Origin of the sequence: Pseudomonas sp. 1912-s, assembly GCF_029269205.1 — a bacterium.
GTDB lineage: Bacteria > Pseudomonadota > Gammaproteobacteria > Pseudomonadales > Pseudomonadaceae > Aquipseudomonas.
On the sequence record NZ_JARIXR010000001.1, the window covers coordinates 485,349 to 501,737 of the forward strand.

The 16,389-nt window shown below is 61.5% G+C and carries 11 protein-coding genes; 9 read left to right on the forward strand and 2 right to left on the reverse strand.

Annotated features, from left to right (window positions below; all coding sequences use genetic code 11):
- Window positions 1-72: 72 nt before the first annotated feature.
- Entirely contained in the window at window positions 73-1,722 is a 1,650-nt protein-coding gene (locus P3C29_RS02280) for a hypothetical protein (RefSeq protein ID WP_275963826.1), read from the forward strand.
- 2 nt (window positions 1,723-1,724) lie between these two features.
- Here the strand turns inward: P3C29_RS02280 and P3C29_RS02285 are convergent, their stop codons facing one another.
- Window positions 1,725-5,003 (reverse strand): EAL domain-containing protein, encoded by a 3,279-nt coding sequence (locus P3C29_RS02285; protein ID WP_201122710.1) that lies wholly within the window; start codon window positions 5,001-5,003, stop codon window positions 1,725-1,727.
- Window positions 5,004-5,066: 63 nt separating this feature from the next.
- Window positions 5,067-5,957, reverse strand: a complete 891-nt coding sequence (locus P3C29_RS02290) for a LysR family transcriptional regulator (RefSeq protein ID WP_003212656.1) — start codon at window positions 5,955-5,957, stop codon at window positions 5,067-5,069.
- 145 nt (window positions 5,958-6,102) lie between these two features.
- Between P3C29_RS02290 and leuC the strand changes: the two genes are divergently transcribed.
- From leuC to truA, 8 genes are all read left to right on the forward strand, one after another.
- Entirely contained in the window at window positions 6,103-7,521 is a 1,419-nt protein-coding gene (gene leuC, locus P3C29_RS02295; protein ID WP_010175751.1) for a 3-isopropylmalate dehydratase large subunit, read from the forward strand.
- Window positions 7,522-7,531: 10 nt separating this feature from the next.
- The gene (gene leuD, locus P3C29_RS02300; protein ID WP_010175750.1) at window positions 7,532-8,176 is read left to right on the forward strand and encodes a 3-isopropylmalate dehydratase small subunit; all 645 of its coding nucleotides are present in this window, start codon (window positions 7,532-7,534) and stop codon (window positions 8,174-8,176) included.
- A gap of 134 nt (window positions 8,177-8,310) precedes the next feature.
- Window positions 8,311-9,075: a class I SAM-dependent methyltransferase gene (locus tag P3C29_RS02305; protein WP_201122715.1), complete on the forward strand. Its 765-nt coding sequence runs from the start codon at window positions 8,311-8,313 to the stop codon at window positions 9,073-9,075.
- A 53-nt stretch (window positions 9,076-9,128) separates the two neighbouring features.
- A complete protein-coding gene (gene leuB / locus P3C29_RS02310) occupies window positions 9,129-10,211 on the forward strand; it encodes a 3-isopropylmalate dehydrogenase (protein WP_201122717.1) in 1,083 nt (360 codons plus the stop codon).
- 64 nt (window positions 10,212-10,275) lie between these two features.
- On the forward strand, window positions 10,276-11,388 hold the full coding sequence (gene asd / locus P3C29_RS02315; protein ID WP_010175747.1) for an aspartate-semialdehyde dehydrogenase: 1,113 nt from the start codon (window positions 10,276-10,278) through the stop codon (window positions 11,386-11,388).
- A 248-nt stretch (window positions 11,389-11,636) separates the two neighbouring features.
- The gene (locus tag P3C29_RS02320; protein WP_201122719.1) at window positions 11,637-12,647 is read left to right on the forward strand and encodes an aspartate-semialdehyde dehydrogenase; all 1,011 of its coding nucleotides are present in this window, start codon (window positions 11,637-11,639) and stop codon (window positions 12,645-12,647) included.
- A gap of 160 nt (window positions 12,648-12,807) precedes the next feature.
- Window positions 12,808-15,369 carry a FimV/HubP family polar landmark protein gene (locus P3C29_RS02325; RefSeq protein WP_275963827.1) on the forward strand — a complete coding sequence of 854 codons (2,562 nt, stop codon included), beginning with the start codon at window positions 12,808-12,810 and terminating at the stop codon, window positions 15,367-15,369.
- Between the two features lie 156 nt (window positions 15,370-15,525).
- Window positions 15,526-16,350 (forward strand): tRNA pseudouridine(38-40) synthase TruA, encoded by an 825-nt coding sequence (gene truA, locus P3C29_RS02330; protein ID WP_201126139.1) that lies wholly within the window; start codon window positions 15,526-15,528, stop codon window positions 16,348-16,350.
- The last annotated feature ends 39 nt before the right edge of the window (window positions 16,351-16,389 follow it).

A 16,389-nucleotide genomic window follows, 5' to 3' on the forward strand; every position in this document is an offset into this window, starting at 1 on the left:
TTTTTTGTGCAACACGGCGGTGAGGTCGACTCAACCCCCCCGGCAGGGTCACTGTGCCTGTTGGTTGGCTCGATGCTGTCTCGCCGTGATTGCACGTTAATTATAAATGTGGAGAAGCAGGAGATGGTTTATTCAGCTTTGAGCGGTTTGAAGGGCAATGAATTCTCACACGCTCCATTTTTGGAAAAGAGCAGCCAAGGACCTATATCCGCCAGCAACACTTCGGGGCTTAACGTTACTTCCGATAAAAGTGTGTATGGCCCTCGGGCGTCCGGGAATGATGCCTGGACAGATATATTAACGTCCCTGAATACAATCATGGGCTGGCTGCGGGAGATGCTCGGTAGCGATGCAACAGCGACAGATAAAAAAATAATAACCCCGGACGCACAGCCTTCCGTAAAAGTGATACCTGACAAGCCGGCTCCGTTAGATCTTCCAAAGCCAGTCATGCCCGATCCCTCGGCAGATTTTTCATTGAGGAAACACAGCGCAACACCTAAAGACATCGTTAACGCTTTCACTGCAATTGAGCGAAGTTTTGGCGAGCACTTTGATGTCAGCACCCATGCGGCAGTCATCAAGATGATGATGCTCAAATTTGGTCAAAGCCCTGCCGATGTATTTGAGGAAGTAAAGCCGTCTGCCGAGGGATACGACATCACCATGAGGGACGGTTACACGGTGAGTGTGACCCACGACGAATTGAAGCGTGCGACGCAGGCATCAAGGTTTGCTGGTAACGACCCGGGTGCGATACAGGACGCCAACTTCATAATTGCCGCGTTTGTGAAACGTAAACAGATGGAGGCCTTGGACGCCGGTGCAAACTCTGGCTTTAACGATGCGCTGACGAAGACCCTGTCCGGTGAAACAGTGCATCGGGCTTTAAAGGGACTGGGCATGATTGGCTTCATGCAATACGTCTCTTCGGATTTCCTGCAGGGCAAGGACACTGTTGGTGTCATGGATACACATTATAGTGGTGCATCCTTGGTGCTCGGGGGAGTCAAGCATAACTATCAGAAGCCGGAGGGGCTCGACAGAGCCCTGGGCTACAGGCTTACCGGCGATGAAACCCTGACGCATGAGGTACTCATTAATCCGGGCACAGACACCGTTCAACTTTCCAGGGTGCCGGTTGGGGTCAAGCCGGCGAATATCTGGGGTGGGTTTTACCAGGGTGTAGAAGGTAATTGCGTGACCGTTTCTGCGATGAAAGCCGCCATGATGAAGCTGGGGCAAAATCCCGCGGGTATCTACAAGCAGATCAGCGCAACAGAGAATGGCTACGCAGTCGTCATGCGAGACGGTTTTACGTTGCGCATTACCCACGAAGAGCTGAAAAAGGCCGAGCAACATTCCAACCTTAACGGTGCTGATAAGGTGCTGCTCAAGGATGCCAACTTTTTATACGCGGTGAGTGCCAAGCGGGCGCAGTTGGAAAATCACGAGGGCCGTGCAGCACAGGGTTTTGAGGTGGCAATGGACACCCTCAACAATGGTGAAGCCCCGGGAGAGGCATTCCGCCGTCTGGGGCTCTACGCCTATACGCGGCCGAGTACTGCCCGGGAGTTGGCCAATGGGGCATTGGGCACCCTGGCCAACTATCAGCATTCAGTCGTGGCCGTAAACGGCGTCATAGACCTCTATGGTTCCAAGGAATCGCTGGCGTCGTCGACCTGGAATAACCCGAACAGCTTCGCTATAAAGCTGGTCTAGGCCTACAACAAGAGCTGTCGAAATCCCTCGGCGGGCACTGGCCGACTGTGCAGATACCCTTGGTATAGATGGCAACCCAATCCCTGCAGAAACGCCAGTTGCTCAGGGGTTTCCACGCCCTCGGCAATCACCTCCAGGTTCAGGCTGCGAGCCATGGCCACAATGGCACGGATGATTTCTGCGTCGTTGGGGTCATGGGTCGCATCGCGCACGAACGACTGGTCGATCTTCAGCGCGTCCACTGGCAGGCGCTTGAGGTACGTCAGTGATGAATAGCCGGTGCCAAAGTCATCCATCGCAAAACTCACACCGAGTTTCTTCAGGCGGCGCATTTTGCTGATGGTGTCGTCCAGGTTCTGGATCACGATGCCTTCGGTGATTTCCAGTTTCAGCAGTGTAAAGGGCAGGTGGTGAGTACGCAGGCTGCGTTCCACCCGTTCGACAAAGTCGTTCTGGCGAAACTGCCGTGGGCTGATGTTGACGCACAGGCTGAAGTTCAACGGGTCCACCAGGCCCTCGGCGATCAGCCGGGCGAACGTCCCGCAGGCCTCGTCGAGGATCCAGGTGCCTACTTCCAGAATCAGCCCGCTGTCTTCCAGCACCTTGATGAATTCCGTCGGCGATTGCGCGCCCAGTTGCGGGTGCTGCCAGCGCACCAGGGCTTCAGCGCCGACGATCCGGTTGCCCCGGGCATCCACCTGTGGCTGGTAGTGCACGCTGAATTCACCGCGAGACAAGGCCAGGCGCAGGTCGGTTTCCATGCGCAGCCGCTCGCTGGCGGTTTTCTGCATGCTGTTGTGGAACATCTGGGTGGTGTTGCGCCCGGAATCCTTGGCCCGGTACAGGGCGATGTCGGCGCGCTTGAGCAAATCCGCCGGGGTGGAACCGTGATCGGGAATCAGTGCCACGCCAATGCTCGGGGTGACCTGCAGCCGGTGGCCGTCGAGAAACATCGGTTCGGATAACAGTTCGCGCAGGGTATCGGCCAGCTCCTGGACCTGAGCGCTGACTTGCTGGCGCGTACCTTCCAGGCCGCTGAGCAGCACCACAAACTCATCGCCACCCAGGCGGGCCACGGTGTCTTCCATGCGCACGCTGGCTTCGAGGCGCGCGGTGACGATCTTCAGCACCGTGTCGCCCACCGGGTGGCCGAGGGAATCATTGATGTGCTTGAAGTGGTCCAGGTCGAGAAACAGCAGGGCGCCCCGCAGGTTGTGGCGCTTGAGCAGGGCGATCTGCTGGCTCAGGCGGTCCATCAGCAAGGCTCGGTTGGGCAGGTTGGTCAGCGGGTCGTGATAGGCCAGGTGGCGAATCTGCGCCTGGGCATTTTTCAGCAGGCTCACGTCCCGGGCGGTCAGCAGCAGGCACGGGGTTTCATTGAGGGTGATGGGTTCCACCGACACTTCAACCGCCAGCACGTCGCCGCGCTTGTTGTGCCAGAGCATTTCCAGGTGATGAATGCGGCCCTTGATCTGCAGCTCGGCCAGCAGCGCGGCACGCTGGTTTTCATCGGCCCAGATACCGATCTGGTACAGCGTCAGGCCAATCGCCTCTTCGGCGCGGTAGCCGGTCAGGCGGCAGAAGCCGTCATTCACTTCCACGTAGCGCCCGGTATCGCGCTCGGTGATCGACACGGCGTCGGGGCTGGAGTGAAAGGCCTTGGCGAATTTCTCTTCGCTGGCCTTGAGCGCCGCTTCCGAGCGTTGCTGCTGGGTGATGTCCCGCAGGGTGGTGACAATGCAGGGCTGGTCGCCGACCTGGATCAGACGGCTGGAAATCACGCACGTCAGCGTCTGGCCGTTTTTGTGATGGACAATGATTGCCACGTTGCTCAGGGCCTGTTCGCGAATCACCTGCTCGATGCGTTGCAGGCGCTGGCTGGACTCGTCCCACAGGCCGATCTGTTCGGCGTTGTTGTTGATCACCTCGGCGGCAGTCCAGCCGAACGTTTGGGTGAAGGCGGGGTTGATCTCGATGAACTGCCCGGTTTCCAGGCGCGTGACGCAAATCGGGTCGGGGCTGGCGAGGAACAGGCTGGCAAATTTTTCTTCCGAGGCGATCAGGCGTTGCTCGCGTTCAACCTGGTCGGTGATGTCCAGCAGGGTCCCGGCCATGCGCAGTGGCACGCCCAGGTCATCGCGATAGAGGCGGGCGCGGCTCTCCAGGTAGCGGGAGCTGCCATCTTCCAGTTGCACGCGATAGGTCAGTTGGTAGTTGCCCGCCGGGCCTTCCCGCAGGGTGCGGTAGGCGTTGCGCATGTTCTCGCGCTCTTCGTCGGGCATGCCTTCAAAAAAGGCGTCGAAGGATTCGTGGAACGGTTGGGGTTCCAGGCCGTGTAATTGGGCGGCGCGGGCCGAGCCGTAGAGCATGCCGCTGGGAATGTGCCAGTCCCAGGTGCCCAGCTGTGCCGAGTCCAGGGCCAGGTCGAGGCGTTCCTGGCTGTCCTTGAGGGCTTGCTCGGCATTCTTGCGTTCAGTGGTGTCGAGGAAGGTGCTGATCAGGTAGTCCTCGCCGTCCAGCTCGACTTTCTGGGCGCTGAGGGTGCCGTCGTGGATTTGCCCGTTGCTGGCGCGAAACTGCACCTCCATGGTGATGGGGGTGCCTTTGCGCTGGGTGGCCTTGATCAGCAGCGCGCGTTGCTCGGGGTGCACCCAGAGGCCCAGGTCGAGGGTGCTGCGGCCGATGGCATCGGCCAGCGGCCAGCCGAACAGGCTTTCGAAGTACTGGTTGGCTTCGCTGATCAGGCCGTCGGCCTGGCGCGTCAGCAGCACCATCAGCGGGCACAGGTGAAACAGCGTGGCGAAGCGCTTTTCCGAATGGCTGAGGGCGTGCTCACGCTCGCGCTGCTGGGTGATCTCGCGGATCACTCCGATCATCCGGCGGCGACCGGTCTTTTCCGGCTGCAGGCTACCGTTGATTTCCAGCCAGTGCAGGCTGCCATCCGGCCATTGGATGCGGTGATGCATGGCCTGGGCGAACGGTTCGCCCGCCAGCACCGCGTGAAACGCCCGCACCACTTTGGCCCGGTCTTCGGCGGGCAGCAGGTCGAGGTATTCCAGGTCCTTGGGCAGCGGCTGGCGGGGATCGAAGCCAAACAACGCCTGGGTACCCCGGGACCAGCTTATCCGGCCGGTATCGATGTCCCAGCTCCAGGCGCCCAGCCGGGCAGCGTTGAGCGCCGCCAGCAGTTGCGGCGCGCTGTCCCAGCTTTGCTCCGCCTCCTGTGGGTCCAGGGCGTAGATGCGGGGCAGGGGTGGCACGGTATCGACGGGGTTGCGCATTATCAAAGGGCCTTGGCTCATTGGGCGTTCGGCGCGGGTTCACGGTCTACGGGCCACGGCGATTCAAGCCTGATTCCCTGGCAGATCGACCTGTGCATCCAATAGGCTCATGAAAGCCCGCGCAGCGTTCGACAGCGTCCTTTCGGTGTGCACGATATAGCCTAGCTGGCGACTGAGCTGTATGCCCGGCAAAGCGATGCGCGCCACTTGATCATCGAGCATGGTGCGCGGCAACACGCTCCACGCCAGGCCAATGGAGACCATCATCTTGATGGTTTCCAGGTAGTTGGTGCTCATGGCGATGTTCGGCGTCAGGCCCTGGGCCTCGAACAACCGCTGCACGATATGGTGGGTAAAGGTGTTGCCACCGGGAAACACCGCCGGGTGCCGGGCGATGTCCGCCAGGCTGACGCTGCCATTGCTGATCAGGCTGTGTTCCGGTGCCACCACGAAATCCAGCGGGTCGTCCCACACCGGTGTCGCACGCACCAGGGTGTGCGGCTCCGGGGCCAGGGTGATCACCGCCACTTCGGCGCGGCCATGGAGGATTTCTTCGTAGGCCACTTCCGAATCGAGAAACTGAATATCCAGGGCCACGTTCGGGTATTCCCGGGTAAACGTGCGCAGCACCGGCGGCAGGCGATGCAGGCCAATGTGATGGCTGGTGGCCAGAGTGAGGCGCCCACTGACCTCGCCGGTGAGGTTGGTCAGGGCGCGGCGGGTGTCGTCCAGCACGTTGAGAATCTGATAGGCCCGGGGCAATAACGCGCGGCCGGCCTCGGTGAGGCCGACTTCACGCCCCAGCCGGTCGAACAGTCGCACCTTTAATTGCTGCTCTAAACCGGCGATGCGCTTGCTGATGGCCGGTTGGGTCAGGTGCAGGCGTTCACCGGCGCCGGAGAAGCTGCCGGTCTCGGCGATGGCGATAAAGGCATTGAGGTTGGCCAGGTCCATTGTCGTATTCCAGTTGGTAATCCAAAGCATAAAAAATATGAATTTGAGTTATTTAATGTAGCGCCATACCATCAGCCTCACAAGCCAAAGGGTTATTGAATCGTTCAAGGCCCGGGGCATAGAAACACCTGATGAGGACCGAGTGATGGCCGGCAAAACGCTTTACGACAAGCTTTGGGATTCCCATGAAGTGAAACGGCGCGATGATGGGTCGTCGCTGATCTACATCGACCGTCACATCATCCATGAAGTGACCTCGCCCCAAGCGTTCGAAGGCCTGCGACTGGCCGGGCGCAAGCCTTGGCGCGTCGACTCGATCATCGCCACCCCGGACCACAACGTGCCGACCACGCCTGAGCGTAAAGGCGGGATCGACGCCATCGTCGACACCGTGTCGCGCCTCCAGGTGCAGACCCTCGATGATTACTGCGACGAATATGGCATCACCGAATTCAAGATGAATGACGTGCGTCAAGGGATCGTCCACGTGATCGGCCCGGAGCAGGGCGCCACGTTGCCCGGCATGACCGTGGTCTGCGGCGACTCCCACACCTCCACCCACGGTGCGTTTGGTGCCCTGGCTCACGGTATTGGTACGTCCGAGGTGGAGCACGTCTTCGCCACCCAGTGCCTCGTCGCCAAGAAAATGAAGAACATGCTGGTGTCGGTCGAGGGTGAATTGCCTTTCGGCGTCACTGCCAAAGACATCGTGCTCGCCGTGATCGGCAAGATCGGCACCGCCGGCGGTAACGGCCATGCCATCGAATTCGCCGGCAGCGCGATTCGCGACCTGTCCATCGAAGGCCGCATGACCATCTGCAACATGTCCATCGAAGCCGGTGCCCGTGTGGGCATGGTGGCGGCGGACGAAAAGACCATTGCCTACGTCAAGGGCCGTCCATTCGCACCCACCGGTGCCGATTGGGACGCGGCGGTTGAAGCCTGGAAAGACCTGGTTTCCGACGCCGATGCGGTGTTTGACACCGTGGTTGAACTCGACGCGACCCAGATCAAGCCGCAAGTCAGCTGGGGCACCTCGCCGGAAATGGTGTTGGCCGTTGATCAACACGTGCCGGACCCGGCCAAGGAAACCGACCTGGTCAAGCGTGGCTCCATCGAGCGCGCCTTGAAGTACATGGGCCTGAAAGCCAACCAGGCGATCACCGACATTCAGTTGGACCGTGTATTCATCGGCTCCTGCACCAACTCGCGGATCGAAGACTTGCGCGCTGCGGCGGTGATCGCCAAGGGCCGCAAAGTCGCCTCGACCATCAAGCAGGCGATCGTGGTGCCAGGTTCGGGTCTGGTCAAAGCCCAGGCCGAGGCTGAAGGCCTGGACAAGATCTTCCTCGAAGCCGGTTTTGAATGGCGCGAGCCGGGCTGCTCGATGTGCCTGGCGATGAACCCGGACCGTTTGGAATCGGGCGAGCATTGCGCGTCTACCTCCAACCGTAACTTCGAAGGGCGTCAGGGCGCCGGTGGCCGTACCCACCTCGTTAGCCCGGCCATGGCCGCCGCCGCTGCCGTCAACGGTCGTTTCATCGACGTTCGCGAATTGATCTGAGGAATACCCGATGAGAGCTTTTACCCAACACACCGGTTTAGTCGCGCCGTTGGACCGTGCCAACGTGGACACCGACCAGATCATTCCGAAGCAGTTCTTGAAGTCGATCAAGCGCACCGGTTTCGGCCCGAACCTGTTCGACGAGTGGCGCTACCTGGACGTGGGCTACGCCTACCAGGACAACTCCAAGCGCCCGTTGAACAAGGACTTTGTACTCAACGCCGAGCGTTACCAGGGCGCCAGTGTGTTGCTGGCCCGGGAAAACTTCGGTTGCGGCTCCAGCCGTGAGCACGCGCCGTGGGCCCTGGAAGAATATGGCTTTCGCAGCATCATCGCGCCGAGCTACGCCGACATCTTCTTCAACAACAGCTTCAAGAACGGCTTGCTGCCGATCATCTTGAGCGATGCCGAAGTGGATGAGTTGTTCCAGCAAGTGGAAGCCGATGTGGGCTACCAGTTGACCATCGACCTGGCGGCGCAGACCGTGACCCGTCCGGACGGCAAGGTGTACCACTTTGAAGTGGACGCCTTCCGCAAGCACTGCCTGATCAATGGCCTGGACGACATCGGCCTGACCTTGCAGGACGGCGATGCGATTGCAGCATTTGAAACAAAGCACCGAGCGAGCCAGCCGTGGTTGTTTCGCGACGCTTGATTTGAGGTAGGCCGTGCGGGCCCATCGCGGGCAAGCCCGCTCCCACTTTTTGATCGTGAACTCGGTCAACTGTAGGAGCTGGCTTGCCTGCGATAGCGCCCGTACAAACACCCCAAAACCCAAGGAAAATCACCATGACCAGCACCGTCCACACCCAAGTCGTGCAAAAGCAATTCGGCGAACAGGCCTCGGCCTACCTGAGCAGCGCCGTTCACGCTCAAGGCACCGAGTTCGCGCTGCTCCAGGCCGAACTGGCCGGGCAGGGCGCTGCGCGACTGCTGGACCTGGGGTGCGGCGCCGGTCATGTGAGCTTCAACGTGGCACCGCTGGTTAAAGAAGTGGTGGCCTACGACCTGTCCCAGCAAATGCTCGATGTGGTCGCCGCGGCTGCCGTGGACCGTGGGCTGGACAACATTCGCACCGTGCACGGCGCCGCCGAGCGCCTGCCGTTTGCCGACGGTGAATTCGACTTCGTGTTCAGCCGCTACTCGGCCCACCACTGGAGCGACCTTGGCCTGGCCCTGCGTGAAGTGCGCCGCGTGCTCAAGCCGGGCGGCGTGGCAGCGTTTATTGACGTCTTGTCACCGGGCAGCCCGCTGTTGGACACTTACCTGCAAACCGTCGAAGTGCTGCGCGACACCAGCCACGTGCGCGATTATTCCGCCGGCGAGTGGATGCACCAGCTCAGCGAAGCCGGTTTGCATGTGCGCAACAGCAGCCGCCAGCGCCTGCGCCTGGAATACACCTCGTGGGTTGAGCGCATGCGCACGCCAGAGGTCTTGCGTGCTGCGATCCTGGCGCTGCAAAAGGCGATGGGCCAGGAAGTGCGGGACTATTTCGAGATTCAAGCCGACGGCACCTTCAGCACCGACGTGCTGGTGGTGTGGGCCGAACGCTGATTAATTTTTCCCGACCTGCCTGCGGGCGGGTCGCTTGATGAAATGAGGAACGCATGAGCAAGCAGATTCTGATTCTCCCTGGCGACGGCATTGGTCCGGAAATCATGGCCGAAGCGGTCAAGGTCCTGGAAGTGGCCAATACCAAGTACAGCCTGGGCTTCGAATTGAGCCACGACGTGATCGGCGGCGCGGCCATCGATAAGCACGGCGTGCCCCTGGCCGACGAAACCCTGGACCGTGCCCGCGCGGCCGACGCCGTGCTGCTGGGCGCCGTGGGTGGCCCGAAATGGGACAAGATCGAACGTGACATCCGCCCTGAGCGCGGCTTGCTGAAAATCCGTGCGCAACTGGGCCTGTTCGGCAACCTGCGCCCGGCGATTCTCTACCCGCAACTGGCCGATGCTTCCAGCCTGAAGCCGGAAATCGTGTCCGGCCTGGACATCCTGATCGTTCGCGAACTGACCGGCGGTATCTACTTCGGCTCGCCACGGGGCGTGCGCGAGTTGGAGAATGGTGAGCGCCAGGCCTACGACACCCTGCCGTACAGCGAGAGTGAAATCCGCCGTATCGCCCGTGTCGGTTTCGACATGGCCCGCGTGCGTGGCAAGAAAGTCTGCTCGGTGGACAAGGCCAACGTATTGGCGTCCAGCCAGCTGTGGCGTGAAATTGTCGAGGAAGTCGCCAAGGACTACCCGGACGTTGAGCTGAGCCACATGTACGTCGACAACGCCGCCATGCAGCTGGTGCGTGCACCGAAGCAGTTCGACGTGATCGTCACCGACAACCTGTTCGGCGACATCCTGTCCGACCAGGCGTCGATGCTCACCGGTTCCATCGGCATGCTGCCGTCGGCGTCCCTGGATGCCAACAACAAGGGCATGTACGAGCCGTGCCACGGTTCGGCGCCGGATATCGCGGGGCAGGGCATTGCCAACCCGTTGGCGACCATTTTGTCGGTGTCGATGATGCTGCGTTACAGCTTCAACCTGACTGACGCCGCAGATGCCATCGAGAAGGCCGTGAGCCTGGTGCTGGACCAAGGCCTGCGCACCGGCGACATCTGGTCCCAGGGTTGCACCAAGGTCGGTACGCAAGAAATGGGCGACGCAGTAGTCGCCGCGCTGCGGAATCTGTAATCTCTCGGGCCCGCTTGCAGATGTTGCTGCAAGGCGGCCCACTTTTGAACAAGGTGTAGTTGCGATGAAACGTGTAGGTCTGATCGGTTGGCGCGGTATGGTCGGTTCCGTGCTCATGCAGCGGATGCTGGAAGAGCAGGATTTCGATCTTATTGAGCCGGTGTTTTTCACCACTTCCAATGTGGGTGGTCAAGGGCCGTCTGTGGGCAAGGACATTGCGCCGCTCAAGGATGCCTACAACATTGAAGAACTGAAGACCCTCGACGTCATTCTGACCTGCCAGGGCGGCGACTACACCAGCGAAGTCTTCCCCAAGCTGCGTGAAGCCGGCTGGCAGGGTTACTGGATCGACGCCGCTTCCAGCCTGCGCATGCAGGACGACGCGGTGATCGTGCTGGACCCGGTGAACCGCAAGGTGATCGACCAGCAGCTGGACGCGGGCACCAAGAACTACATCGGTGGCAACTGCACCGTCAGCCTGATGCTGATGGGCCTGGGCGGCTTGTTCGAAGCCGGCCTGGTGGAGTGGATGAGCGCCATGACCTATCAGGCGGCCTCCGGTGCCGGCGCGCAGAACATGCGTGAACTGATCAAGCAAATGGGCGCGACCCATGCCGCTGTTGCCGATCAACTGGCTGACCCGGCCAGCGCGATCCTCGACATCGACCGCCGTGTGGCTGAAGCCATGCGCAGTGAAGCCTACCCGACCGAGAACTTCGGTGTGCCATTGGCCGGTAGCCTGATCCCGTGGATCGACAAGGAGCTGCCTAACGGCCAGAGCCGTGAAGAGTGGAAGGCCCAGGCCGAGACCAACAAGATTCTTGGTCGCTTCAAGAGCCCGATCCCGGTGGACGGCATCTGCGTGCGCATCGGCGCCATGCGCTGCCACAGCCAGGCGCTGACCATCAAGCTGAACAAAGACGTGCCGATCGCCGATATCGAAGGGCTGATCAGCCAGCACAACCCTTGGGTCAAGCTGGTGCCGAACAACCGCGATATCAGCATCCAGGAACTGAGCCCGAACAAGGTGACCGGTACCCTGAATGTGCCGGTTGGCCGTCTGCGCAAGCTGAACATGGGGACTCAGTACCTCGGCGCGTTCACCGTCGGCGACCAACTGCTGTGGGGCGCGGCTGAGCCGTTGCGCCGCATGCTGCGGATCTTGCTGGAGCGGTAATCGCTGCCTGCAATAAGAAACCCGCGTTCTGGTGACAGGCGCGGGTTTTTTATTGCGCTTTCGGGCCTCATCGCGGGCAAGCCCGGCTCCCACAGTGAAGGGTGTTTGCCTGAACTACTCGGTCAACTGTGGGAGCCGGGCTTGCCCGCGATGGGGCCATCCGCCACACCACAAGCCCCATCTCAATTGCCTCACCCCCAGCCACCCGGTAAAGTGCCGCTCCCCCCGCAATGCCCGAGGCAGCCCCCATGACCCAGACCTTTGATATTGCCGTGATCGGCGCCACCGGCACCGTTGGCGAAACCCTGGTGCAAATCCTCGAAGAGCAGGACTTCCCGGTGGGCAACCTGCACCTGCTGGCCAGCAGCGAATCGGCCGGGCATTCGGTGCCGTTTCGCGGCAAAAACGTGCGGGTGCGGGAAGTCGACGAATTTGATTTCAGCAAAGTCCAGCTGGTGTTCTTCGCTGCCGGCCCTGCGGTCACCCTGAGTTTCGCGCCGCGCGCCACCGCCGCCGGCTGTACCCTGATCGACTTGTCTGGCGCCTTGCCGGCCGATCAGGCGCCGCACGTGGTCCCGGAAGCCAACGCCCAAGTGCTGGATGGCCTGAAAAAACCGTATCAAGTCAGCAGCCCAAGCCCGTCCGCCACCGCCCTGGCCGTGGTGCTCGCGCCGCTGCGCGGCTTGCTGGATATCCAGCGCGTCAATGTCACCGCCAACCTGGCCGTTTCCGCCCAGGGCCGTGAAGCCGTCAGTGAACTCGCCCGCCAGACCGCCGAACTGTTGAACGTACGTCCGCTGGAGCCGAAGTTCTTCGACCGGCAGATGGCTTTCAACCTGCTGGCCCAGGTCGGCAAGCCTGACGCCCAAGGCCACACCGCGCTGGAAAAGCGCCTGGTGCACGAATTGCGCGCCGTGCTGGAAATGCCTTTGCTAAAGATTTCCGTCACTTGCGTTCAAGCCCCGGTGTTTTTTGGCGATAGCCTGACTGTGTCCCTGCAATTGGGTGCAGCGGTGGACCTCGCTGCCGTCAACCTGGCCCTGGACTCGGCAACGGGTGTCGAGTTGGTTGAAGAGGGCGATTACCCTACTGCTGTTGGCGATGCGGTCGGTCAGGACGTGGTCTATGTGGGCCGGGTGCGCGCCGGTGTCGATGATCCGGCGGAACTAAATTTGTGGCTGACGTCAGATAACGTACGCAAAGGGGCCGCACTGAACGCCGTACAGCTGGCGCAGTTGTTGATAAAAGGCCTTGTGTAAAAGATACTTGGCGGCAATTTGTAGATTGATTCTAGCCAAGCGCTATGCTTGGCCCCAAGCTGGAAAAATTGCGCGTCGGTGATCTATCGGCTCGCCATGCCTAATGGCAGCGGTTACCCACCTTCTCGCAGGCCGGGGAGTGTTCAAAAAGGATGAGGCTATGGTTCAAGTTCGCAAACTGGTGTTAGCAATAGCGGCCGCCTCGGCGCTGTCCTCCGGTATGGCGCAAGCACTGCAACTTGGGGAGATGACCCTCAAGTCGAAGCTGAACCAGCCGCTGTCGGTGGAAATCGAGTTGCTCGACGTCGGTGGCCTGACCGCCTCCGAGATCACCCCCAGCCTGGCGTCGTCCCAGGCCTTCGTGGATGCGGGCGTCGATCGCCAGGCGTTCCTGAACGACCTGACCTTCACCCCGGTGGTCAACCCCAACGGCCGCAGCGTGGTGCGTGTCACCTCCAGCAAGCCGCTGCCTGATTCCTATGTGCGTTTCCTGCTGCAAGTGCAATGGCCCAACGGCCGGCTGATGCGCGACTACAGCGTGTTGCTCGACCCGGCCAAGTTCGACCAGTCGACCCCGGCAGCCGGTGCGCCCGCAGCGGCGCCCGCGCCACGCCTGAACTCGCCGGCCACCGCGCCGACAATCAGCAAAGCCAAGGAACACACCACGACTTCCCGCGATACATTGTGGGAAATCGCCGCGAAGAACCGCAATGGCGCCTCGGTGCAGCAAACCATGCTGGCCATTCAGGCGCTGAACCCTGACGCCTTTATCGATGGCAACATCAACCGGATGAAAACCGGCCAGGTCCTGCGCCTGCCGGATTCGGGCCAGAGCACCAGCCTGCCGCAGCCCCAGGCGATTGCTGAAGTCACTGCGCAAAACGCTGCGTGGCGCGAAGGTCGTCGCGGTGGCAATCAGCTCGCCGGCAAGGCGCAACTGGACGCCACCAAGCGTACACAGGCGGGTAATGCACCGTCCCAGGCCAATACCAAGGACAACTTGAGCCTGGTCTCGGCCGAAGCGGCCAAGAAGGGCGTAAAAGGCGGCGCAGGTGACAGCCGTGCCCTGAACAACAAGCTGGCGGTGACCCAGGAAAGCCTGGATTCGACCCGTCGCGAAAATGAAGAACTGAAAAGCCGCATGGCTGACCTGCAGAGTCAGCTGGACAAGCTGCAGCGGCTGATCGAGCTCAAGAACAATCAGCTGGCCAAGTTGCAGGCCCCGGGTGGCGCTGCTGCGCAGCCTGCTGCTCCGGCTGCAATGCCGGCCGAGCTGGCTGCACAACCGGCCGCGCCGGCGGCTGCCGCAACGCCGGTGGCTGCGCCGGTCGAGACGCCGGTCAAGGCTGACGCGGCACCGGCCACCACCGAAGGCAAATTCAACGACCTGCTGACCAACCCGATCGTGCTCGGCGTGATCGGCGGCGCGGCAGGTTTGCTGGTGCTGTTGCTTCTGCTGCTGTGGGCCCGTCATCGCAACGCGCGCCTTGAAGAAGAAAAACACCTGCGCATGGCGCGGGCCCTGGCTGAAGAGCCGGAGTTTGCACCGAACATCGATCATGATTTGCCATCCGACAGTTTCGAAGGCCTTGATGTACCGCCGCCGAACGTCAAGCTGGCGCCAGCTCCAGCGGCAGTCGTTGCACCGGTGGTGGCTCCAGTCGTTGCGCCGGTTGTCGCCCCGGTTGCTGCCGAGCGTCCAGTCGACGCCCTGGCACAAGCCCAGTCGCACATCGATCGTGGTCACCTGAACCAGGCCGCTGAAGTGCTGGAAGAGGCGATCAAGCAAGAGCCTGCCCGCAGCGACCTGCGCCTTAAACTGATGGAAGTGCACGGTTTGCAGGGTAACAAGGACGGGTTTGTCACCCAGGAGCGCCAACTGGTCGCCAACGGCGACAATCACGCCCAGGTTGAACAGCTGAAAAGCCGCTTCCCGGCCATGGCTGTGCTCGCGGCGGGTGTCAGCGCTGCTGTTGCCGCTGCGGCCCTCGACGCCCAGTACGTCAAGGACCTGCTCAAGGACGAGCCCGCGCCGCCTGCACCCGCGCCGGAACCTGCGCCGGAGCTGGACGCGTTTGACACCGATTTCGACCTGAGCCTGGACGACCTGGAAGCCGCTTCGCCGGCCGTGGTCAACCCGCAATCGGACGACCTGAGCTTTGAGTCCGTGCTGCAGCAGCAGACCGAGGCCAAGGCCAGCGAAGAAGACCTCTCGGACTTCGACCTGGACCTGCAACTCGATCCGCCATCGTCGACCCAGTCCGACGACGACTTCCTCTCCGGCCTTGAAGGCCAGATGAAGGACCTGCCGCCGGTAGAACCGCCGACCCTGACGCCGACCGACCTGGACGACCTCGACCTGCCGGAAGACTTCGACCTGTCCCTGGCCGACGAGCCCGAAGCGCCTGCAGCGGCCAAGCCGGACGCGTTCGCCTCGGAGCTTGACGACGTCAACGCCGAGCTGGATCGCCTGTCGCAAAGCCTGGAACATCCGCCGATCGAACCGTCCTTTACCGCCGAAGACGCGGCGCTGGGTGGCGACGAGCCGGAATTCGACTTCCTCTCCGGCACCGACGAAGTGGCGACCAAGCTCGACCTGGCCCAGGCCTACATCGACATGGGCGACGCCGACGGCGCGCGGGATATCCTGGCCGAAGTGTTGAATGAAGGCGATGACGGCCAGAAAGGCGAAGCCAAGGAAATGCTCAGCCGGCTGGCTTGATACATCCGGCGAACACCACGGCAGCCTTCGGGCTGCCGTTTTGTTTTCCGGGCACCAAACTCATGGCGTCCCCGGCGTGCGGCCTTATAATGGCCGCCTTTGCGCAACTCATCAGGCTCTCAGTTCTTGGCAAATATAGATAACGCGGCCGCCGAAATGGCGGCCGCAGGCTTTTTCAGAATCGCCCTGGGCGTGGAATACAAAGGTTCGCGCTATCGTGGCTGGCAGCGCCAGGCCTCCGGCGTGCCGACGGTGCAGGAAACCCTGGAGAAGGCCCTGTCGAAAGTCGCCGACTCGCCGGTCTCGCTGATGTGTGCCGGGCGTACCGACGCCGGTGTACACGCTTGCGGGCAAGTGGTGCACTTTGACACCCAGGCCGAGCGCACGATGAAGGCGTGGGTCATGGGCGCCAATATCAACTTGCCCCACGACGTCAGCGTCAGTTGGGCCAAGGTGATGCCGGCGCACTTTCATGCGCGCTTCAAGGCCATCGCCCGGCGTTATCGCTATGTGATCTACAACGATCAGATCCGCCCGGCGCACCTCAACGAAGAAATCACCTGGAACCACCGCCCGCTGGACGCCGATCGAATGGCTGAGGCGGCCCAGCATCTGGTGGGCATCCACGATTTCAGCGCGTTTCGTGCCGGCCAGTGCCAGGCCAAGTCGCCGATCAAGGAAGTTCATCACCTGCGGGTAACCCGCCACGGCAAGATGATCGTCCTGGATATCCGCGCCGGTGCCTTCCTGCACCATATGGTGCGCAATATCGCCGGGGTACTGATGACCATCGGTACCGGCGAGCGTCCGGTGGAGTGGGCCAGGGAAGTGCTGGAAAGCCGTGTTCGTCGCACCGGTGGCGTCACGGCGCATCCGTTCGGCCTGTACCTGGTGGATGTGGAGTACCGCGACGAGTTCGAATTGCCGCAGCGGTTCATCGGGCCACACTTCCTCACAGGTTTCAGCGAACTTGGCGGCTGACGCCCTCAAAAGCATTTGTTACCATCCGGGACTTTCCCG